Below are 22,865 nucleotides of genomic sequence, written 5' to 3' on the forward strand. Positions count from 1 at the left end.
GTAACTAAGTAACAATGGGTTGTAAAATCACAGCGTTCCAGGAGGAACAAAAAAAGAGAATGAGGTCTGTTCAGGATGCGATGGATGCACTTAATGGAAAGTGGAAGATCGCTATTATCTCGTCTATCTGCTGTTATGGAAAACGGAGATTTTCCGATATTTTGAATGATGTGGAAGGGGTGTCCAACCGGATGCTGAGTAAAGAATTAAAAGAACTGGAAACGAACCAGTTGATTAAACGGACTATTTTAGATACACAACCCATATCGGTGCAATATGAGTTGACAGCGCACGGCAATACGTTACAGAATATTATCAGCAGCCTCTCGGATTGGGGTATTGTACATCGTAAGAAAATTATTGGGAAATAATTTGCACAAGGTCGGCTCTTAGGTTGGAAATGCTAACATTCATATTTAGCAGTGGACAATGGACCGGAGATAGCATATCTTAATAAGTACAGCCATTAATAATTATCAGGAGCGGAATTGCTTTTTACAGACTGAAGTGAGATAGCATGCTTCGTCTCGTTGCATCAACTATCTTGTTGTATAGCCGCCATTTGCGAAGATGGCCTGGCCGGTAACCCACCAACCATCGGCAACCAGGAATTTAACTAATGGTGCGATGTCTTTAATATCAGTAAGACCACCTGGTGCAGATGCGGATTTATGGGCATTAGAAGTGGAATCATTAGGGTGAACCTCACTGTTTTTTCTGGGCGGCCGTTCTGAACATACCCGGTGTTTCCCCGGTCCATTTCTTGAAGAATTTTGAAAAATTGGAAGCATCATATGTCAGCGTTGTGGCAATTTTTGCGATCGCCATATCGGTACCTGCCAGCAGATATTTTGCTTTGTCAATGATTTTGGCATCATAGAAATAGCAGGGATGATGTCCCTTTTCTTTTTGAACAATATGGGTCAGATGCTTGTGCGATATGGCAAGTTCACGGGCAATCTCATTGAGTTTCATAAACTCTGGCACGCTGCCACTAATAACGTCATCAATATGTCGGTCTAAGAGGTCAAGATACTGTCTCGTTATTTCGGCGCCTCGTTTCTCATCTCTGTTTTTCATATTTCATAATATTCGGCAAAATACCGCTAAACGCCATGGTGAACTTTTCGCATAATTATTTTATATATATTGTGAAGGGCAAGGATGTTATCATCAGTCGTTTACTGGTTGTTGTAATATCGGATTGGACCGGGGCATGGGCCCAATAGTAAAATGGGACCGGGACGGCCGGTGTTCAAGGGGGTTATCAAACGTTTGATCCGATTTGATAATGCTCTGTTAATATTGAGGCTATATCTTTGCAAATCAACCGTACAATATGCCCTTCATAGAGCAATCATATTTTAGGGCCATCCAGGAAGGTGATGAAAAAGCATTTGAAGCGTTATTCACAAAGCATTACGAAAGCCTGGTGCAGTTCTCTGCAAGTTTTATCCCTGATATGAAAGAAGATGCCAGGGATATTGTGGTGGACGTATTCGCTTATCTTTGGCTGAACCGTTCCCGGTTCACTATAAAAAGATCGCTCTCTGCCTACCTGTATAGCGCTGTCCGTAACAAAACAATAGACAACTTGCGGAAGCAAAACCTGGCACCTGTAATCTTGTGCGGCGGTTTTGATGACCTTCCTCTTGCCGGAACCGAGATAGCTGACAGGAATCTATACTATAAAGAAACTGACCGGCAGATAGCCACGTTGATAGAACTGCTGCCTACCCAGGCCCGCCTCATTTTCCGGATGAACCGGGATGAAGGGCTTAGTTATGAAGAGATTGCATCGGTACTGGAAATATCTGTGAATACTGTTAAAACCCAAATGTACCGCGCTTTGCGGTTCCTGAAGAAACAATATACCGCCTCCCATCCTTAATGTGATTTGTTAATAGATTGTTAATTATGATTTCCCTGTCATGATCCTTTTCTTTTAATTCGTCTTTTAGGACGAGGGCTTTTCCTTAATCTTTCAAATATTATATGCAGCTAAGTGAGCCGGAAATTTATTTGTTAATAACCAGGCATTTATCTTTCAATACAACCATTGCAGAGGATGAGTGGCTGGCAGCGTGGCTCATGGCGTCGAAAGATAACAGGCAGTTATTTGAAGAGGTCAAGGCTGTCTGGCTTTCGGCAGGTCGCCAGCATAATGGCGCTGCAGAAACGGGCAAAGCGTTCGCATCACTTAAATCCAGGTTGCAGCAGGAGGAAAGGGAATTCTTACAAGACCCTGTGCCAGCACCCCTTCGCCGCACCAAAAACACCAGGATATTTAAGATAGCCGGGTTTTCCCTGGCCGGGGCCGCAGTGGCAGCCAGCTTATTGTGGATGTTTATTGCCAGGCCTGAGATAACGCCGGGATCACGGGAGAAGACGATTGTAGCCGCGGAAAAGACTACGCTTACATTAAGTGATGGATCTATGGTGTGCCTTTCCCCAGGCAGCAGGTTGAGTTATCCGGAGGTTTTTGATGAGCAGCATCGTACGGTGCGTCTGGATGGGCAGGCTTTTTTCAAAGTAAGCAAGAGACCCCACCAGCCCTTTACAGTGGTAAGCGGAACGTTGCTGACCGAGGTACTGGGGACTGCCTTTACCATTGCAGCTTTTCCGGACCGGGATAAAATAACGGTGGCCCTGGTAGAGGGCCGGGTAAATGTGCGTGGCGGCCATGGACAGCAGCATATGCTGCAGCCGGGAATGGAGCTGGTGTTGGATAAAAACAAGGAGCAGGTACAGGTGCGTCCGATTGGAATTAACGATAATATTACCGGCTGGATGAGCCGGGAGCTGGTATTCAATGATATTACTTTATCTGAAGCAGCGGAACAGCTGCAGGCAGTCTATGGCGTGCACCTGGTGTTTGAGAACCAGCGCGCCGCAAATTGCAGGATATGGGGCAAGTTCAGTGACCGGCCATTACCCGAGGTACTGGAAACGATCAAACTGGCCGGTGTAGCATATCAGCTGAAAGGAAAGGACTCTATTTACATCTCGGCGAAAAAATAGTCATAACAGCAAATTGACGACGTTCTCTTTTTTCATGTGCAAGACATGATCAGGTATTGCATTGCCTTTAAAGAAGGGAGCTATTTACAATTTCAACAGGAACAAAAACAAGTAACAACCAGCTATCTCTTTTTTTCATGTATTGCGCATGAACAGGGAGGATATTGCCTGCATGGAACTACCGGTATTCTTCACTATAACTTATAACAGATAGTATTTTCTTATGCACCAGAAAATTTACCTTCATTGCAGATGGTTAGGATGCACCAGTGCGATGCTTTCACTCATGCTAGCATTTTTTTGTTCACCAGTGTTGGCCCAGAGCGGGGTGACAGAGACAGCCAGGGTCAACTGCTCAGTAAAGGCCAGTGGCCAGCCGCTGAGGAATGTATTCAACGCTATTGAAATGCAAACGGATTACAACTTTGTTTGTGTTGGTGAAACCGCTATTTTGGACAGGAAAGTTTCCCTGAACCTGCTCAACAGTAATCTCCGGGCTATCCTGACGCAGATAGAGAGCCTGGCGCAGGTTTCTTTTGCCGTGAATGGCAGTTCTATTGTTGTAAAGGACAACACCGGCGCCACCCATCGCGCGCCATCCACTGTGCGTGCGCCGTTGCAGGGGGTGGTGATGAATGAGCACCGTGAGGCCATACCAGGGGTAAGCGTTTTTAACCCGAACAGCGGCTCTGACAGCGTATTTACCAATGACAAAGGCATTTTTGTTGTACCGGCCAGAAAGGGAGACCTCATACTGGTGATCGCGGCGGGCTACCGGGAGAAAATGCTCACGGTAAATGATGAGCGTTCCTATGAAATTACATTACAGGCCGATACTAGCCGTAAGCTGAATGAAGTAGTGGTAACAGCCCTGGGTATCCGCAAGGAGAAGAAATCACTGGGCTACACGGTACAACAGGTAAGCGGTGAAACGCTGGAAAAAGTAAAGGCACCTACCGCCATGAGTGGCCTCACTGGCAAGGTGGCCGGTTTGAATATTGCCAACACAACCGACTTCTTCCAGGCACCATCCGTATCCCTCCGCGGTCAAAAACCGCTTATTGTTATCGATGGGATACCTGATCTGGAAGGAGATGCATTTAAGATCAACGCGGACGATATCGAAAGCGTTTCAGTCCTGAAAGGAACTTCTGCTGCCGCCTTGTATGGATCAATCGGGAAAAATGGTGCCATTATGTATAACACCAAGCGCGGGCGCAAAGGTGACGTGAAGGTAGAGCTCAATTCTTCCACCCTCCTGCAGACCGGCTACCTTCGTATTCCCAAAGTACAGACGGAATACGGGGATGGTAACTATGGCAAATATGCTTACATAGACGGATCCGGCGGTGGTACAGAAGGTGGCGGATGGCTATGGGGCCCCAAGCTGGATCAGAAAGATCCTACCACCCCCAGCGGCTATTTTGAAACGCCGCAGTACAACAGCCCCGTTGATCCCGCAACCGGGAAACTGGTGCCGCTTCCCTGGGTTTCAAGGGGGAAGAATAACCTCAAGAACTTCTTCCGCACTGGCCTGCTTTCTACCAATAACCTGTCTGCCACCTGGGGCGGCGACAAAGGTACTTTCCGGGTATCTGCTGGCGAGATCTTCCAGAAAGGGGTGATGCCCAATACCAGCATGAACAATGCATCTTTTTCGGTGTCTGGTAACTACAATCTTTCCAAAAGACTGAACGTGGACGGGCGGCTTTCCTATAACAGGGAGTTTTCCAATAACTACCCCACCACAGGTTACGGACCGGATAATATTCTGTATAATCTGGTGCTCTGGACCGGTGCAGACGTAGATATAAGGGACCTCAAAAATTACTGGGTGAAAGGCAAGGAAGGCCTGCAGCAGAAGAATTATAACAATTCGTGGTACAATAACCCGTATTTCGTGGCTTACCAGTACCTGCAGGGCTACCGTAAGGACAATGTGTTTGGTTCCTTTGCGCTCAACTATGATATTTCGCCCTCATTCAGTGCCAAGTTGCGTACGGGCATAAATGAGTATGGAACAGATGAAACTACCCAGGAGCCCAAGAGCTATATTGGCTACAGCAGCATCTCCAATGGAAATCTTTTTTATACCAAGAAAGGCTATTTCGATATCACTTCCGACTTCATCCTCAGTTATAAACACGATTTCAGTCAGAACTTTAGCCTGTCTGCCCGTGCAGGTGGTGCCAACCAGTATAGCAACTACCGGCGACTGTTTTCCCGCACCGATGGCCTTACTATTCCCGGGTTTTATAGCCTTGGCAATTCAACCAATCCATTGTACAGCGAGAATACCCTGCAGGAGAAACAGATCAAAAGTTTATACGGGATGGTGGACGCCGAGCTATATCATTTCATTTATCTAGGTATTACAGGAAGGAACGACTGGGTGTCTACTTTGCCGGTGCGGAATAATTCGTTTTTCTATCCTTCTGTAACAGGTGCAGTGGTGTTGTCAGATGTTTTAAAACTGCCTGCTGCTGTGTCCTTTCTTAAAGCACGGGGATCCTGGTCGCAGGTAAATAGCGGCGCCATTGATGCTAATGACCCTTACGCCTCCATTCAAACGTATTCCCTTGCCAACAAATGGAATAACGTGCCGGCCCTTTCCTGGGGCGCTGAGCTGATCTCCCCGCACCTGATACCGTCTACCACCCAATCGTGGGAGACCGGCCTGGTAATAGGACTGCTGCAGAACCGGGTGAACCTGGACCTCACCTATTTCCAGAACCGTGAGTACAATAATTTTGCCAGCGTAGGTATGTCGCTGGCCAGTGGCTACGGAACAAGACTGGTCAATGCGGATGAATACAAAAGAAAGGGCTGGGAAATGGTACTTAGCCTGGTGCCGGTTAAGACATCACAATTCCAGTGGCAGACCGGCTTTAATGTCAGCAACAGCCACAGGTGGCTTACGGAGGCCACTTATAGCCTGGATGGGTATAAGGATAACCTGAAAGTGGGCGAGAGAAGTGATAAGATATTTACCGGGGTGTACCAGACTACCCCTGATGGACAGGTGATCTACGGCTCGAACGGGATGCCGCTGAGCGATGCCTACCAACGCGCTGTTGGTTACGGTGATCCCAAATGGATCTACGGATGGCAAAACAGCTTCAACTATAAGCAGTTTACATTAACCTGCTCGATGGATGGCCGGCTGGGTGGACTTATCTATTCCACTACCAACCTGAAAATGATCTGGGGTGGTTCTTCGCCCGCCACTGCCAATCATTTTAGAGACGAGGCTTACCAGGGATTACAGACCTATGTGGGGAAAGGCGTTGTTGTTACATCCGGCAATGTACAGTATGATAACCACGGCAACATCCTGTCGGATACCCGGACATATGCCCCGAATAAAACGCCTGTTAACTATGTTTCTTACATGACCTCCACGAATGATGCGCCGGCTTATAATTACTTCTATTATAGTGGTACTTATATAAAATTACGGGAGGTGGTGCTGACCTATAACATTTCTCCTGCCTTCCTTAAAAGAACGCGGGTATTCTCATCCGCGTCCGCATCCCTCATTGGCAATAACCTGCTGATGTTTGCTAAGCTGCCCAATGTTGATCCGGATGCAGAAGGCGATAACCTGCAAACTCCCTCCTTAAGAAGTGTGGGAGTGAATCTGAACCTGAAATTTTAACAACAATCATGTCTGACATTATGAATAAAAGATATTTACTTTTTGCACTCCTGGTGGCAGCGGGCTTGTTGTGTCAGGTCTCCTGCAAGCGGTTTGAAACATACCAGATAAACCCTAACCTGCCTACGCAGGCAGACCCCTCGCTTTTATTAACCACGATTGAACAGAATGCCTTATCCAGCATTTCTCCGCAGGCGGGGCTTGCATCCCGCTACCTGGCTTATACAGAAAGCGTTAATCTTAATCAGTATTATGGCTGGCAGCGAAGTGGGTTTGATGCATACGGAAGTATCCGCCAGGTGGTAAAAATGGAACAGGAAGCTGCCAGGACAGGAAAGCAGAACTACCGTTACCTGGGTAAGTTCTTCCGGTCTTATTATATCATCGGGTTAACCCTTACTTTCGGAGATGTGCCTTATTCCCAGATGATGCGGGCTATGAATGATGATCTCTCCCAGGACGCCATACGGCCGGCTTACGATAAGCAGGAGGATATTTACCTGGGGGTTTTAAACGACCTGAAAATAGCAAGCGATTCTCTGTCTGTCGATGGCGGGGATATCAATGGCGATGTTGTTTACAATGGAGACATCAGTAAATGGAAAAAAGCAATCAATGCCTTTAGTTTAAGGGTGCTAATAAGCCTTTCTGCGAAGGAGGGTAACACACAATTGCTGGTTAAACAAAGGTTCCGGGAGATCGTGGCAGACCCTGCGAAGTACCCGTTGTTTGGCTCCAACAGCGATAACCTTGCACTCCCCTTCTATGATATCAACAATAACCGCTATCCTTATTATAATAACAACAGCATGAAAACGGACTATTATCTGGATAGTTCCTTTGTAAGCATGCTGAAACGATACAATGATCCCCGTTTGTTCGTTTACGGGATGCCTGCAACGGCTACCGGCCTCCCGGCGGGAAACTTTAATGCATATGCAGGAATGGCTGGTAGCGCACCGTTGTCTACCAACGTACAGCTGATGACAGACGGTAAAGCATCACAGATCAACCGCCGTTATGCCTATGATCCGGTCAATGAACCCTCTGTGGCTATCGGTTATGCTGAGCTGCAGTTTACACTGGCGGAAGCCGCCGCCCGCGGATGGATCGATGGGGATGCCAATGCATATTATAAAAATGGTGTACAGGCGGCTATGCAGTTTTCCAACTACAAAGGAACGGGGTACACAGATGCAGACATACAGCATTACCTGGAGCAACCGGTAGTGCAGCTGCAGGGAGATAAGACCATTTCCCAGATTGTAACGCAGAAGTATATAGCCCTGTTTATGAATACAGGCTGGGAAGCTTTCTACAATCAGAGGAGAACGGGCATACCCGTTTTTGAGACCGCGGGAAGTGGCATGCTCAATGATGGGAAGGTGCCGGTCCGTTGGATGTACCCCACTGATGAATATAATAATAACGGGGATAATGTAAATGCAGCCGTTAAAGCACAATTTCCCAATGGAGACGATATCAACGGGGTAATGTGGCTGCTCAAGAATGAATAGGAGGTAGTGTTTTGCAGCCCGGGCCGGAGTTCGTGCCGGCCCGGCTGTGTTAACTGTTTATACCGGATCAAAAGTTAAGAACATAGCATGAAAAAGTATTGCATTTTATTTTTTTGCCTGGCGGGCCTATCCCTTACTACCCATGCGCAGCGTGCCAGAAAGGTGGTATTTGTTATCACGGATGGCGTTCCCGCTGACTTCCTGGAAAGTGTACAGACCCCTAACCTGGATAAGATCTCAAAGGCCGGGCACTATATGAGGGCCTATGTAGGTGGGGAAAAAGGTGCTTACTCAGAAACGCCTACCATTTCCGCAGTGGGCTATAATAGCCTTCTTACCGGCACCTGGGCCAATAAGCACAATGTCTGGGACAATTATAACCAGTCACCTGATTATCATTATCCTACTATTTTCCGCTTATTGAAGGACCAGTATCCGGCCAAAAAGATAGCCGTTTATTCTACCTGGACCGACAACCGGACTTTGCTGGTAGGGGATGGCCTGGCGCAAACCGGGGGGATCCATGTGGATGAACATGCGGATGGTTATGAGTTGGATACCGTCCGTTTTCCACATGATGAAGAGGGGCGGACATTTATGCACCGGATAGATGAGCAGGTTACCGCCGATGCTGTAAAAGGCATTTTGCAAAAGGCGCCGGACCTATCCTGGATATACCTTGAGTACACAGATGATATGGGCCATAAATATGGTGATTCTCCCCAGCTCACAGCAGCTGTCCGGATGTTTGATGAACAAATGGGAAAAGTGTGGGAGGCTATTCAGTACCGGGAGAAGCATTACCCGGAAGACTGGATGATCATTATGACCACCGATCATGGGAGGACCGAATCCAACGGTAAAGGACATGGAGGACAATCACCACGCCAGCGCACTACCTGGATATTAACGAGCAACCCTGCCATCAATGCTTATCCTAACTATTTTATGCCGGGGGTGGTAGACATATACCCCACAATTGCCAGGTTCATGGGCATCAGCATACCGGTAGCCGTGAACCGGGAGCTGGATGGCATCCCTTTTATTGGAAAGGTGAGCCTTATCCACATGGATGCTAACTATATACAAGGCAAGATTGATGTGAACTGGGTGCCACTAAGCCCTAATGAGAATACGAAAGTGAAGATATGGGTTAGCACCACCAATAATGTGAAAACAGGTGGGGAAGACCAATACAAGCTAATGGGTGAGTGGCCATTAAAGCAAAAGCATGCCAGTATTGACGTAAAGGACCTGCCGTCCAGGTTTTATAAAGTGGTGCTCGAAGGTGCTGATAACAGCATCAACAGGTGGATTGTGCTGGACCAGAAGGCTGCCGGTTAGACTTGAGTAAATCCTTGTATGGCAGCAGGGATACAGGCTGCCTAAGACAGCGTGGACTCCCGCAGCGTAACTGGTACCGTGAAAGATATGACACCGAAACGGCCGGCAGGGCTTACCTGCTGGCCGTTTTTATTACGTAAAGTGTGCTTTATTTACCTGCCCGGAAGTACAGGCCCGCTATTCATGATTCAGTGATCCTCTCAATGCAGCCATCGACAGCTTCACATACTGCCGGATCGTAGCCTCGGAAAGATTCATTTCCTGCGCCACCTTCTCATACGGCTCTCCCTGTACCTTACACAGGATCACCGCCTTTTGTCTTTGCTGCGGTAAAGCCGCAATCGCATTATTCAGAAGGGTCATCCGCCGCTGGTAAACATGCGTGGCTTCCATTTGCCGCTCACCATCCTCTATGCCGGCATCTTCAGGAAAAGAAGCCTGGTTCACAACTGTGCGCCGGATGTTGCTGCGCAGGTAAGACATCGATTTATAATAGCTGGTATTGAACAACCATCCCCCCAGTTCTACGCCATCGGCCAGGTCATTTCTTTTTTCCCATAAAGTGATGAAGCATTCCTGGAGCAGGTCTTCTGCGGCACTTTCATCAGCAACCAGTTTGCGGATATTTCTGCTGATGGCGGAATAGTACTTGTCAAATAGATACCGGAAGACCTCTTCCTTACCGGATCTGAGACCTTCCAGTAAAGCTCCGTTATCTGTAAAGACGATTTTCCTCACTTCCTGCCTGCGGTTTAAGATTGTAAAATTAGAAATCTATTCTTACCCGTTATTTTTGGTTGTATTATCCTTTCATGAACAAAATGTAACCACCACGCGGCGCGCTTTTTTTCCAGTGCAAAGCTGGCAGCCCGTAATAAGCAGTCATCACTTTCCCATTGCCTGGGACTTATATCTATTTAATTATTTTGAACACTGGTGCCGGTAATTTTGCCCGGCCGGGAATGGTAAATTAGTGGTGGCAATGACAGAAAACGTGGTTAATGTAGCACACAATATACTGGCGGAGCATGCATAAATGCAAGTAAAATGCTATCTTTTTTTATGGGAAATCCCGGGAAACAGCGTTTGGTATTGCTTATCAGCTTGTTAACAATTACTTAACATTGAAAGTAGTACCAGTTTTTCAATTCCAGGCATTTAAAGGTGTAAGTATGTTGTCAACAGCGGAAATAGAAAAGTTATTACAGTCTTTGCAGGAGGCCACTTCTCCCCAGGAAAAGCAGCGGATCCTTGATCTGCTTTCCGCGCATGAAAGCGCCTTACTGCAGCACCTGGAAACGGAATTCCAGTCTGCAACAGGCATGCCCGCGGCAGATCCTGCACAGCAAGCCGCCACCTACCAGCAATTGCTCGAACGGACCGGCCAGCACCCGGCTATCCGCATGGTGCCCCACAGGAACTGGAAACGGACGATCCGCGTAGCGGCTGCCGTGTTATTGATCGGTGGCGGATCGCTTGGACTATGGAAGCTGCTTGACTATCGGCATACTAATAATATGGTAGCAAAGGCCCCTGTATACGCCCCTGCTGCAATGGACACTTTGTTTAACCAGGAAAGCCATGTGGTAAACCAGCTTTTTCCGGATGGGAGCGAAGTGGCGCTGGAACCGGGAAGTTATGTCAGTTACCAGCGCGACTTTATACACAACAAGAAAGTTTACCTGGAAGGCGCTGCTACGTTTACCGTAAAGAACGATCCGGTGCATCCATTCTCTGTGGTAGCAGGGCCACTGGAAGTAAGGGACCTGGGCACCATCTTTTACATCCATGACCAACCGGGAACGGTAAACGTGAAATTGTTAAAAGGTAAGGTGCTGATCCATTCCCTTAAAGCGCATCCGGGTACTTTGCATGACGATGTGGTGATGCAACCAGGCCAGCTTTTCAGCATGGATAAGCTGCATGAAACCTTTGTTATCACGGAGCTGGAAAAGGCCACTAAGCCAGCAGGACCGCAGCCTGCGCGTAAAGCCAGCTACAACCTGGATTTCCAGAATGCCAGCCTCGCCAGCGTATTCAAAACACTGGAAGGACGGTTTGGTAAAAAAATCATTTATAAGTCCGACGCTATCAACGACAAATTATTTACCGGTAACCTGGCCAACCAGCCGAACATTGAGCATGCTATTAAACTGATCTGTATATCCAATAATCTCCAGTTTGAAATCCAGGGAGATGCGATCATCATTCACTAATTAAAAAATTCATAACGGAAAATGAAATTCCTGCATTCAGCGGGCAGACCGCCTATTGCTATTATTCAAGGAAAAGCAACTAAAAAGACAGGACTCCGTGCCGGTGCTTTTATGTGTTTGCTGTTTGGCTTATTCGTTGTGCCGGCGCAGGCCCAGCGGAAAACGGGCAAGCTTAAAGGGATCGTGACCAGTGAAGCTGGTAAATACCTCCCCGGTATAAACGTGGATGTACGGAATGGCAACGGCCATGTGGTAGTGTCCACGGCGTCCGACAGCCTGGGTATTTTCGAGGTGAATAACCTGTACCAGGATTCTTTGTACACCCTGGATTTTACAGCGTTGGGTTACAAACCCAATGAAATGAGGAATGTGCTGATCAAAGCCGGCGGGTCTTCTGTATTGGTACAGATGATCGCCCGGGATACCGCTACAGGCCTGAACGCCGTAGTGGTGGTGGGTTATGGCAAGCAAAGGAAAATAACCCTTACCGGCGCGCAGTCCACTGTCAATGCGGAAGAACTGAAATACCCGGTGGCTAACCTCAGTACCATGCTGGCCGGGCGTGTGTCCGGGTTGGTAGGCGTACAGCGTTCCGGCCTGCCGGGCAGCAATGCCGCTGATATCTGGATCCGTGGTATTTCCACGTTTGGTACCGGTAACGACTCCCATCCACTGATCATTGTAGACGGGGTGAAGGGCCGCAGCCTGGATGATCTTGTGGCAGAGGACATCGCGTCTTTTACCATCCTGAAAGACGCATCTGCCACCGCGGTGTATGGTGCGGAAGGTGCCAACGGTGTTATCATCATCACTACCAAAAGGGGAAAGCCGGGCAAGCGAACGCTGATGGCCAATTACATGGAAGGGGTCACCTCCTTTACCAAGTTGCCCAAGATGGCGGATGCAAGTACGTATATGAAACTGAGAAACGAAGCGATGGCCGCTTCCAGCCTGCAACCGGCCTATTCACAGGATTACATAGACAGTACACTTGCTCCGGGTGCTGATCACAACGTGTACCCGAACGTAGACTGGATGAAATCCATCCTGAACAAGATTGCCCACAACCGCACGCTTAACATCAGTGCTACGGGTGGCTCGGAAAATACACAATACTATACGTCTGTTTCCTACTACGAGGAATCATCGTTGCTGAAATCAGACGGCCTGCAGAATTATGATGCAGCCACCAAGTATAAGCGCTATAATTTTGTTTCGAACGTGGATATGAACTGGACCAAGACCACCACATTCCACCTGGGCCTTAATGGGTTTGTGGCTGAATTTAACCAGCCGGGCAGTGGCGCTACTTCTGCTTTTACAGACGCCATGCGGGCCAATCCTGTAATGTATCCCAAGATGTACCCGGGTAACCTGGTATCGGGCATTGCAGAGGGGACCACACCCTCACCCAACCCATATGCGGATATTACACAAAGCGGCTACCAGAACAGTTTTGAATCCAGGATCTCCAGCACGGTAGGGCTGGACCAGGACCTGGGGTTTATTACAAAAGGGTTGTCTGTCAATGGCCTCTTTGCTTTTGACGTGGACAACACCAATACACAAAAACGGCTGCAGTCGCGCAGCATTTATTACCTCAACCAGGGCATACCTTACAAGGATGATGGCTCGTTGAACCTGCAGCAGGTATTGCTGCGCTCTGACGCATTGGTGTATTCACAGGCGAACGACCAGTCCCGCAATTTCAGCCTGCAAGGGCAATTGGGGTACGTGCGTTCTTTTGGCTTGCATAATGTAAGCGGTACTATCGTTTATAACCAGCGCAGCATCCCCGACCCCACGGCTACTACCTACACCGATGCGATCCCCGTGCGCACCCAGAACTACGCGGGCAGGGTTACCTATTCTTATGACGACCGGTACCTGGCGGAATTTGACGGCGGCTTTACCGGGTCACAGGTGTTTTCACCGGAGAACCGGTACGGGTTTTTCCCTTCCTTCAGCGGTGGCTGGGTGCTGTCGCGGGAAGCCTTCTTCCAGCCTTTAACGCAGGTGCTTAATTTCTTCAAGGTCCGCTATTCCAACGGCTATTCCGGCGCTATTGGCGGTACCCGCTTTGACTACCTCACCACCATCACCACCGGCGCCAATGGGATAACGTTTGGTACGCCGAGCAACAACAGCGGCTCCAGTTATACCAGCGCTATCAACATCAGCCACTATGGCGCTAATGTAAGATGGGCCAAATCGCACGACCAGGATGTGGGCCTTGAACTGAAGACCCTGAACAATAAATTGTCATTGACGGTGGACTGGTTCAGCAAATACAGGACCGGCGTATTCCTTACCAGGGCTAATTTCCCGGGTTTTGCGGGCCTGCAGTACAATCCTGATGGCAACTATGGTGTAACGATCAACAAGGGCATTGACGGAACCTTGGAACTGGCGCCCATGGAGATTGCCCGTAAACTGAACTTTTCCATGAGAGCCACCTTTTCTTACAACAAGGATAAGCTGCTGGAAAACGGCGCTGCTCCCTACGAAGCGCCTTACCTGGATCCGAGGGGCCAGAACATCAATGCCAGCCAGGGTTATATTGCAGAAGGCATCTTCCAGTCGAAGGCAGCAATTGATAACCATGCCGATCAATCCGGCATAGGCGGCACGCCCCGCATCGGCGACCTGCAATACCGCGACCTGAATGGCGATGGCGTGGTGAATGCCTATGACCAGACAACGATCAATACAGGAGATGTGCCCAGGATCACCGTGGGCATGGGTTTTAACTTTAACTATTCCAACTTTTACCTGAGCGCCTTTTTCCAGGCCCTCCAGGGCGCCAGGCGCATGCTGTCCGGCATTGCCCGCTCGCCCTTTGCCGGTGGGGTAGACAACAACCTGCTTGCCAACGCGGAAGACCGCTGGACGGAAGATAACCATGCTACACACCCATTTTACCCACGGCTGGGTTATGGCGCTTCACCGAATGCCAATAACAACGTGAACAGCACCTGGTGGGTAAAGGATATTTCCGTGGTGCGCTTTAAAACACTGGACATGGGTTACAATCTTCCCAAGGGCAAGGTATTTAAAAAATTAGGCGTCCAGGATGCGCGCTTTTATTTCACCGCGATCAACCTGTTTTATTGGAGCCCTTTCAAACTCTGGGACCCTGAGCTGAATACCGGTACCGGCGACAGCTATCCTAACACCAGAAATTTCTCCATCGGTTTCCAGGCACACTTCTAAAATGATCATCATGAACATAAAAAATTATTTCCTGTCCGCTTTTGCAGGCCTGTTTTTCTTGCTGGCCCTGGGCTCCTGCAAAAAGTTCCTGAACGACATTCCGAACGATTCCCTACCAGCAGATTCTATCTTTGCCAACCTTGCCAACGTAAACGATTACCTGGCGCAGGTATATGCCAATATTCCCGATCCGTACGTGAACAACCGGACGGGCAATGCAGGACGGTGCGGCTATTTCAACTACATCTGCGATGATGCCAACTATTTCTCCCATCCGGAATTTACATCCACGAACTTTATGTTCAGCACCCTTTCGCCATCGTTCACTACGTTTGAGTACCTGTGGCCGGAATTTTACAAACCCGTGCGCACGGCCACTGATTTTATCAACAAGATAGACGGTGCTAATCCTGCGCAGGTGAGCGATTACCTGAAAGCCCACTACAAAGGAGAAGCCAGGGGCATGCGCGCTATCTTCTATTTCTGGTTACTGCGGTTATACGGCCCGGTGGTGATCCTGCCGGACGTGATACCGGCGGATGCTACGGATGCGGAACTGTTTAAGGAAAGAACGCCGTTTGACAGCTGCGTTAATTACATTTCGCGCCAGCTGGATACAGCCTACATGGAGATCACCTCTTCCAAAACCGCCACACAGCTGCCGGAAAGACCGCTAAATAATGAATACGGCAGGATCACTACCGGCATCTGCAAGGCGTACAAAGAACAGGTGCTCATGCTGGCCGCCAGCCCACTGTTCAATGGCAACCCATCCCTGGCAACCCTGAAGAACCAGGATGGTACGCCGCTTACCAACCAGGCCTATGACCAGCAGAAGTGGAAACTGGCAGCAGATGCGGCCAAGGGTTTCATTGATGAATTTGTGCCGTCTACTTACAGCCTGTATACCGTAACTGATACCAATGCATTCAATGCCGCCTACAAGGCCTGCCGCGATGTAGTGACCACGGACTGGAATTCCGAATGGATCTTTGGTAAATCCATGTGCACTACGGTGGGCTCTTATGTAAATCAGGCCAGCCCCAAACTGGTAGGCTACCTGAACGTGACGGTAGGACTGGGTTTTTATTCCGTGAACCAATCCATGGTGGATGCCTACTTCATGAAGAATGGCCTCCCTATTACGGATGCGACCTCGGGTTACCAGCAGACAGGCTTTACCGACTTCAAAAATCCGTATGATGTAAAGGCGCGCAGCACGTTCAACCAATGGGTGAACCGGGAACCGCGTTTTTATGTAGGAGTGACCTACAACAAAGGCCTGTGGCTGGACCAGGGCAGCAGTGCCACGGAAGTAATATCTGATTTCAGCTACAATGGTTCATCCGGCCGCGTACAGAGCAGCACCGACTTTTCCGCCACCGGTTACCTGGTGCGCAAGAATATTACACAGTCGCGCAGCAACAGGGGCTGGTGTTACCTGCGCCTGGCACAGATCTACCTGGACTATGCAGAAGCGCTCAATGAATATGACCCGGGCAATGCAGACATTCTCAAATACGTGAACCTGGTGCGCGCAAGGGCTGGTGTGCCCGGCTATGGCACGGAAAGCGGCCAGGTTGCCCCTCCCACCAGCCAGGAAGGCGTAAGGGAACTGATACAGCATGAAAGACAGGTGGAACTGGCCTTTGAAGAGGTGCGTTACTTTGATCTCCGCAGGTGGAAACTGGCTTCCACTTACCTGAACCAGCCGGTGTACGGCATGAACGCTTACGGCAGTGGCAATGATTTCTACCAGCGCACACTGGTACAGAATATCCGCTTCCAGCAGCGCGATTACCTGTGGCCCATCCCCAGCTCCGAAGTACGGAAAGATGCAAAGCTGGTACAGAATCCCGGATGGTAATGACCACGTATCCACATTCAAAAAAGTAAAACAGCAATGAGAAACATATTTAACAATAAAACCTTCGCCAGCTGCTGCTACACGACGGTAGCGGCACTGGCGGCCATGGTGGCGGGCTGTGTTAAATCAGACGCCCTTTATTCCAACAGTGAAGGCGTAGTGTATATGCCAGCTGCTTATTCAGACCGGTCGCAGCTTACTATTTTTAAAGTGGACTCCATACAAAGCGCTACGTTTGGTGCGGCAGTGGGTGGCTTCCATGGCGCCGGCAGTGATCTTACGGTAAACTTTGTCATTGATACCAGCCTGATTGCGCAGTATAACAGTGATAATGCGTACCAGAATTACCACTTCGTGGCTTTCCCCCGGGGCGCCTATACGGTATCCGGCCTGACCGCCACGATCAGTAAAGGCCAGACTGCCTCCGCACCCCTGACCCTCTCCATTGATCCTTCCAAACTTAAAACCAGCACGGGATATTTGCTGCCTGTCCGCATTGCCAGCGTGTCTTCCGGGAATGTGGATACAATGCTGCGTACCGCTTATTTCAGGATCGACTCGCTGGAGATCCGCTCCCGCGACGTAACAGCAGGCGGCACGCTTTCCGTGAGCAATGAAAACAGCGCCGGTGCTGCATCAAAAGAAGGTTCTTCCCATTTGGTGGACAACGATTACACCACCAAGTTCTACACGGACAAGTTCAATACCACCAGCTTCTGGATGCAGCTCGCTTACGAAACACCGCAGGTGGTGAGCGCCTACACGCTAACCTCCGGCAATGACGCCCCGGAAAGGGATGCCAACACCTGGAAATTCCAGGGGTCTGATGATGACGGGAAAACATGGGTCACCCTGGACGACCGCAGTAATTTTTTATTCTCCGCCCGCTATCAAACCGTTAAATTTGAGCTTAACCAGCCGGACAACCAGCCGCACAAGCTATATCGCGTGCTGATCAGCAAGAATAACGGGGGCGGTGTGAAGTTCCAGATGGAAGAATGGCGGGTGTTGCTGTATTATTAAACCCACAAACAACGGAAACATTTTGAAAGCATTGACCATGCGAAAAGCCTACAGCCTGTGTGCAGCCCTGTTGCTGTCCGCAGGCTGTTTTGCACAGCTGAAGAATGGGCAGGAAGACCTGCCGGACCTGGTGAACCCATTGATGGGCACCGATTCCAAATTTGAATTGTCTAACGGGAACACCTATCCCGCCATTGGCCTGCCCTGGGGCATGAACATGTGGACACCCCAAACCGGCCGTGATGGGGATGGATGGCAGTATACCTATCATGCAGACAAGATCAGGGGTTTTAAACAAACCCACCAGCCCTCGCCCTGGATGAATGATTACGGCGTGTTTTCCCTGATGCCGGTCACGGGCCACGCGGAGTTCCGGGAAGAAGAAAGGGCCAGCTGGTTTTCCCACAAAGCGGAAACGGTGAAGCCGTACTACTACAGCGTATACCTGGCAAGGCGGGTGCCTGGACATTAAAATGAGCGCGGTGCCCAATTATAATAAGGGCACGACTGCAAAAGATTTCCCGTATTCTTTTTCCACTGCGGGGAAAGAGTAACGGGGTGTACACGAAATAGAAAAGGGACGTCTGTAACTAAATCGATGCTGATATATTGAGTCCTTTTTCAATGATCATTGCAGCGGAAATCGCTGTGAATCATCCTGAAAAAAGGTCAAAGGCCATAAATGAAAATTCTGCTTGCGTTAGAAGGCTTGGGCCACAATGGCGCTTTCATACCAGCTGCCACCGCTATGTATTGTTTTCCTTTTACTGAGTAAGAAATCACACCGCCGCCGTTCGGTAAGTCGGTTGATGCATGCCATAATAGCTTGCCGTTTTGTGCATCCAGCGCGTAAACATCACCATTTTGTGCGGCGGTAAAAACAAGTCCACCTGCTGTTGGCGTAACACCGGCAAGAATGGGCGCAGGGGATTGATATTTCCATCGTTCACTGCCGTCTTTTGCGTTAAAGGCGGTTACCCATCCCCTGGCTTCAGAAGGAGGATCAAATTGCATGGCACCTCCAAAGTAATATCCGCCTTGCGCGGGTGTCATTCGGGCAGAATCTGTTGGTAAAAGTTTTACTGCGGTTGCCCAGTCATTTGTGCCGGTATAAATTAAGTCGAGGCCTGGATGATAAGCTGAGCCATTCCATTCAGAGCCACCTAAAATGCCAGGTTTGAAGCGAACGAATTTTTCCCTGGAAAGCGGAATGTCTGTGTTTTCACGCACTGTAGTTGGCACTTCGTAGAGCAATTTAAGTGTGCCGGAAGGGTCAATCACGTCTGAATTAAGGGCAATGGCACTCCGGTCCAATACAGATAATAACCCATTTTTATTAGCCGAAGCTATAATTTGTTTTCCCCCTTTTGTAACAATAACCACAGGGGCTGAACTTACGTCCCAGTCGTGATTATCTTTTTTTACCAACTGGATATAACCCAACATCCGGCCGGTCTTGCTATCCAGTGCAATTACACAATTGGAATAAAGTTCTTCTCCATTCTCGCGGAGCGCTATATCAAAGTCGGGTGCAGGATTGCCGGCAGGAATGTAAAGCACTCCGTTTTTAGTGTCCAGAGAAACGGAAGTCCAAATTGCCCCGCCGCTTACAGGGACACCATTGTTGGCTGCCGGCCAGGTTTCACGGGCAGGCCCGTTATCAGGCACTGTATTGAACTCCCAAATCATATGGCCGTCGTTGACATCCAGGGCATACATATGGCCTGTTACACCTGCATTATCTCCCCCGGCATTTCCTATGAATAGCATTCCGTTCCAGGCCAGAGGGGCCATTGGAATGGAGACACCTGGGCCTGCAACATCAAGGGGTACATCCCAAATAATTTCGCCGTCTTTAGCATTCAAAGCAAAAACATGCGCATCGGAGGCACCACGAAATAGCTTGCCATCCGAATAGGCAACTCCCCGGTTAGCGCCATAACCAACAGGATTTTGCACCGGCCTTACCCGTCTCCAAATAAGATCTCCCGTTGATGCATCAATGGCATATGTAACCGTATCCGTGGTGAAATACATTGTTCCATCGATAACCACGGGGCCGGTTTGCATGCTGCTTACATCTTTTCCCAAATCAAAGGTATGCAGCAAACGAAGTTTGCCCACATTGGCTGGCGTGATCTGCTTTAATGGTGAATACCGGTCACCTTCATACGTTCTGTTGTAGTTCCGCCAGTCTTCTTTCTTGTCGTTAGTTTGTGCAAGAATTGGCGCTGCAAATAATAGAACAGGAAAAATTCCACTATAGATTTTCCTGATGAAAGAGAGAATGATATAGTTTTTCATGTTACTACCCTCCGTAATTTGATGAAGATGGAAATAGCGCTAATTGTAATTATCAAATGATTCCGGCAGGTTAATAAATGCCGGTCATGGTATAGCATTGCCTTGCTGATGAATTCGGTTCCCAACCCGGATGGCCCTGAATGCAGACCCTTGTCTCACGGCCAATGCTTGATCATGCTTACCAATTGACGGAAGACCTGCCCCAAGTCCATAACTATGTTAAAAGTAGGTCCCTGCTGCTTTAAGAACAATGATGGGCATCAGGAGGAGCTATGACCGGCATTGTTTAGATGGCGATGAAATTTATGGGTTATAGAAAGTGATTGGCAAAGAAAATATTTATTAAATTACTACTCCTGTTGGGTATGGCTTCCCTTTTCCGCATGGAAGGCACCGTTGTAATAGCTATATCCCGGAATCCAAAATCTAACTTTCATGAAGACAGCACAACTGCAGATGGAACGCCACAATGTAACTAAGGTGGGATGGTTGCGGGCAGCCGTTCTCGGTGCCAATGACGGCATATTGTCTACTACCAGTATTGTTATTGGCGTGGCTGCCGCCAGCATCGGGAGAACAACGGTCATTCTTTCCGCTGTTGCCGGGTTAACAGCAGGTGCCCTGTCAATGGCTGCCGGCGAGTATGTATCTGTCAGCTCGCAGGCCGATACAGAAAAGGCGGACCTGGAGCGGGAAAAGGAGGAACTGGAAGAAATGCCGGAAGTTGAACATGAAGAGTTGACTCAAATTTATCAGGACAGGGGACTTTCGAGAAATCTTGCGGTTCAAGTTGCTGCGGAACTTATGCAGCACGACGCTTTACAGGCCCATGCCCGTGACGAACTTGGAATAAATGAAATTACAGCAGCCAAGCCCATCCAGGCAGCCTTTGCTTCTTTCGCATCTTTTCTATCTGGTGCGGTTTTGCCGCTGTTTGTCGCCATTTTCGCGCCGATCGACGCAATGGTTTATTACCAATATGGTTTTGCAATTGTTTTCCTCATGATTTTAGGCGCCATTTCAGCCAGAACAGGTGGCTCCAGTATCCTGAAAGGCGTTCTCCGGATTGCTTTTTGGGGTACCTGTGCTATGGCTGTTACCGCACTGGTAGGATACATCTTCGATAAAAAGATATCCTAACGGGAGCTGTGCACCCAAATGGGGACTTGCATACCGGCAAACGATATGATGTATACAGTCCCCAATGTGGCCACCTGTCAGCCTGTCCGATGATTGTGATCATTGTGCATCTCCCGAAAAGTTGGGAATTTCCTTTACGTATACGAACCGTCGCAGGCAGCGCGGGTTTGCCTGGATTGTCTGAACTTTGAAATATTATTTGTCAACAAGAAGGTGAGGGAGCCTGGCGAATAAGGCATTTGCCGGCGAAGCGCGATGGAGATGCTGCTAAGCGGAAGAAGGCAATTATGGAATTACGACAAGGTGTTCTTCCCGGTATCTTCTTTAAAAATCAAGCGTCATGAAAGGACTGATCTGGGGCATTGGGGCCATTGTTCTTGTGCTTTCCTGCGGGGAACACACCGGAAAGCAAAAGCCGGTCGCTAATGATCCGTACGAAGATTCCCTGATGCAGCTTGCACGTAATACCTTCAGGAGATTACCCACTATCGCAGAAAGCAAAACCAATTCTTTAACGCCTGAAAAGATCAGGCTGGGAAAAGTATTGTTTTTCGATACCCGGCTTTCCAAGACAGGAACCCAGAGTTGCAATTCCTGTCATAACCTCCAAACCTATGGTGTGGACAACCTGCCTTCATCGGTGGGCGATGCCGGCGGGAAGGGGGACAGGAATTCGCCAACGGTTTTTAATGCTGCGTTGCAGAATATGCAGTTTTGGGATGGCCGGGCTGCCGATGTAGAAGAACAAGCCGGTATGCCGATATTAAATTCAGCAGAAATGGCTATTCCCCACGAGGGTTTTTTAATAAACAGGCTAAGCTCAATTAAATTATACCAGGATTTGTTTCAAGCGGCATTTCCCGGTGAGAAAAAACCGGTGACGTACAAAAATCTGGAGAAGGCAATAGGCGCCTTTGAGCGAACCCTTCTGACTCCGTCACGCTTTGACAGCTATATGGAAGGAGATACGAGGGCTTTAACCACGGAGGAGAAATCAGGGCTCAGGCTGTTTGTTGAATCGGGATGCTCCAGTTGCCACAACGGAGTTGGCATTGGTGGTTCTATGATGCAAAAGTTCGGACTGGTAACCGACTACCGCACCCTGACAATGGGCCCGATGGCCGACGAAGGAAGAAAGCAGGTGACACACCGGGAACAGGATAAGGATATTTTTAAGGTGCCTCAATTGCGCAGTGTGGCCGGTACATTTCCCTATTTCCATGATGGAAGCATAGCTGACCTGGATTCCGCCGTGAAGATCATGGGCAAGGCCCAGTTAAACAGGAATTTATCCAGCGAACAGGCCAGGCAGATCACTGCCTTTTTGAATTCTTTATCAGGCCAGATCGATCCTGCAAAAATCGCCATGCCTGCAGAATTGGAAAAAAAATAGTCAATATTCATTATTAGCTTTTCTTTTGAGCCTGCATATAAAATCCAGCCTGCATTTAAAACTGCAGCTACCGGTTGGCCATACTATGAACAATTATATAATGCTTAGTTATCTCCCTGGTGTGGGATGTCAGTTGCGCTGGTGTCAGCGATATGGTCCTGCGGCAGCC

The 22,865-nt window shown here is 48.8% G+C and carries 16 protein-coding genes; 13 read left to right on the plus strand and 3 right to left on the minus strand.

The genetic code is table 11. The annotated features are described in order from the left end of the window. Positions 1 to 14: 14 nt before the first annotated feature. Positions 15 to 371: a winged helix-turn-helix transcriptional regulator gene (locus DCC81_RS13500; protein ID WP_108687153.1), complete on the plus strand. Its 357-nt coding sequence runs from the start codon at positions 15 to 17 to the stop codon at positions 369 to 371. A 334-nt stretch (positions 372 to 705) separates the two neighbouring features. On the opposite strand, the gene DCC81_RS13510 is transcribed toward DCC81_RS13500, so the two are convergent. Next, a complete protein-coding gene (locus DCC81_RS13510; RefSeq protein WP_108687154.1) occupies positions 706 to 1,080 on the minus strand; it encodes a helix-turn-helix domain-containing protein in 375 nt (124 codons plus the stop codon). Positions 1,081 to 1,339: 259 nt separating this feature from the next. On the opposite strand from DCC81_RS13510, the gene DCC81_RS13515 reads away from it, so the two are divergent. The 5 genes from DCC81_RS13515 to DCC81_RS13535 all read left to right on the plus strand — a co-directional run bounded on the left by DCC81_RS13515 (position 1,340) and on the right by DCC81_RS13535 (position 9,540). After that, positions 1,340 to 1,891, plus strand: a complete 552-nt coding sequence (locus DCC81_RS13515) for an RNA polymerase sigma-70 factor (RefSeq protein WP_108687155.1) — start codon at positions 1,340 to 1,342, stop codon at positions 1,889 to 1,891. A gap of 356 nt (positions 1,892 to 2,247) precedes the next feature. After that, positions 2,248 to 3,021, plus strand: coding sequence for a FecR family protein (locus DCC81_RS13520; protein WP_165806569.1), 774 nt, complete (start codon positions 2,248 to 2,250; stop codon positions 3,019 to 3,021). Positions 3,022 to 3,472: 451 nt separating this feature from the next. Next, positions 3,473 to 6,679, plus strand: coding sequence for a SusC/RagA family TonB-linked outer membrane protein (locus tag DCC81_RS13525; RefSeq protein WP_165806570.1), 3,207 nt, complete (start codon positions 3,473 to 3,475; stop codon positions 6,677 to 6,679). Positions 6,680 to 6,687: 8 nt separating this feature from the next. Further along, a complete protein-coding gene (locus DCC81_RS13530; RefSeq protein WP_108687158.1) occupies positions 6,688 to 8,196 on the plus strand; it encodes a SusD/RagB family nutrient-binding outer membrane lipoprotein in 1,509 nt (502 codons plus the stop codon). 87 nt (positions 8,197 to 8,283) lie between these two features. Further along, positions 8,284 to 9,540 carry an alkaline phosphatase family protein gene (locus DCC81_RS13535; RefSeq protein ID WP_108687159.1) on the plus strand — a complete coding sequence of 419 codons (1,257 nt, stop codon included), beginning with the start codon at positions 8,284 to 8,286 and terminating at the stop codon, positions 9,538 to 9,540. A 177-nt stretch (positions 9,541 to 9,717) separates the two neighbouring features. Here the strand turns inward: DCC81_RS13535 and DCC81_RS13540 are convergent, their stop codons facing one another. Beyond that, positions 9,718 to 10,278 carry an RNA polymerase sigma factor gene (locus DCC81_RS13540; RefSeq protein WP_165806571.1) on the minus strand — a complete coding sequence of 187 codons (561 nt, stop codon included), beginning with the start codon at positions 10,276 to 10,278 and terminating at the stop codon, positions 9,718 to 9,720. Positions 10,279 to 10,712: 434 nt separating this feature from the next. Between DCC81_RS13540 and DCC81_RS13545 the strand changes: the two genes are divergently transcribed. From DCC81_RS13545 to DCC81_RS13565, 5 genes are all read left to right on the plus strand, one after another. Further along, the gene (locus tag DCC81_RS13545; RefSeq protein ID WP_108687161.1) at positions 10,713 to 11,756 is read left to right on the plus strand and encodes a FecR family protein; all 1,044 of its coding nucleotides are present in this window, start codon (positions 10,713 to 10,715) and stop codon (positions 11,754 to 11,756) included. A 111-nt stretch (positions 11,757 to 11,867) separates the two neighbouring features. After that, entirely contained in the window at positions 11,868 to 14,969 is a 3,102-nt protein-coding gene (locus DCC81_RS13550) for a SusC/RagA family TonB-linked outer membrane protein (protein WP_165806572.1), read from the plus strand. Between the two features lie 10 nt (positions 14,970 to 14,979). Beyond that, positions 14,980 to 16,836 (plus strand): RagB/SusD family nutrient uptake outer membrane protein, encoded by a 1,857-nt coding sequence (locus DCC81_RS13555; RefSeq protein WP_108688235.1) that lies wholly within the window; start codon positions 14,980 to 14,982, stop codon positions 16,834 to 16,836. A 36-nt stretch (positions 16,837 to 16,872) separates the two neighbouring features. After that, the gene (locus tag DCC81_RS13560) at positions 16,873 to 17,859 is read left to right on the plus strand and encodes a DUF1735 domain-containing protein (protein ID WP_108687163.1); all 987 of its coding nucleotides are present in this window, start codon (positions 16,873 to 16,875) and stop codon (positions 17,857 to 17,859) included. Positions 17,860 to 17,896: 37 nt separating this feature from the next. Continuing rightward, entirely contained in the window at positions 17,897 to 18,331 is a 435-nt protein-coding gene (locus DCC81_RS13565) for a hypothetical protein (RefSeq protein ID WP_205686329.1), read from the plus strand. Positions 18,332 to 18,528: 197 nt separating this feature from the next. Here the strand turns inward: DCC81_RS13565 and DCC81_RS13570 are convergent, their stop codons facing one another. Beyond that, positions 18,529 to 20,163 (minus strand): pyrroloquinoline quinone-dependent dehydrogenase, encoded by a 1,635-nt coding sequence (locus DCC81_RS13570; protein ID WP_108687164.1) that lies wholly within the window; start codon positions 20,161 to 20,163, stop codon positions 18,529 to 18,531. A gap of 435 nt (positions 20,164 to 20,598) precedes the next feature. On the opposite strand from DCC81_RS13570, the gene DCC81_RS13575 reads away from it, so the two are divergent. Together DCC81_RS13575 and DCC81_RS13580 are read left to right on the plus strand one after the other, a co-directional pair. Further along, a complete protein-coding gene (locus DCC81_RS13575) occupies positions 20,599 to 21,303 on the plus strand; it encodes a VIT1/CCC1 transporter family protein (RefSeq protein WP_108687165.1) in 705 nt (234 codons plus the stop codon). Between the two features lie 340 nt (positions 21,304 to 21,643). Beyond that, complete coding sequence (locus DCC81_RS13580; RefSeq protein WP_108687166.1) at positions 21,644 to 22,696, plus strand: cytochrome-c peroxidase; 1,053 nt, start codon at positions 21,644 to 21,646, stop codon at positions 22,694 to 22,696. The last annotated feature ends 169 nt before the right edge of the window (positions 22,697 to 22,865 follow it).

It is taken from the genome of Chitinophaga parva (genome assembly GCF_003071345.1).
Lineage (GTDB): Bacteria > Bacteroidota > Bacteroidia > Chitinophagales > Chitinophagaceae > Chitinophaga > Chitinophaga parva.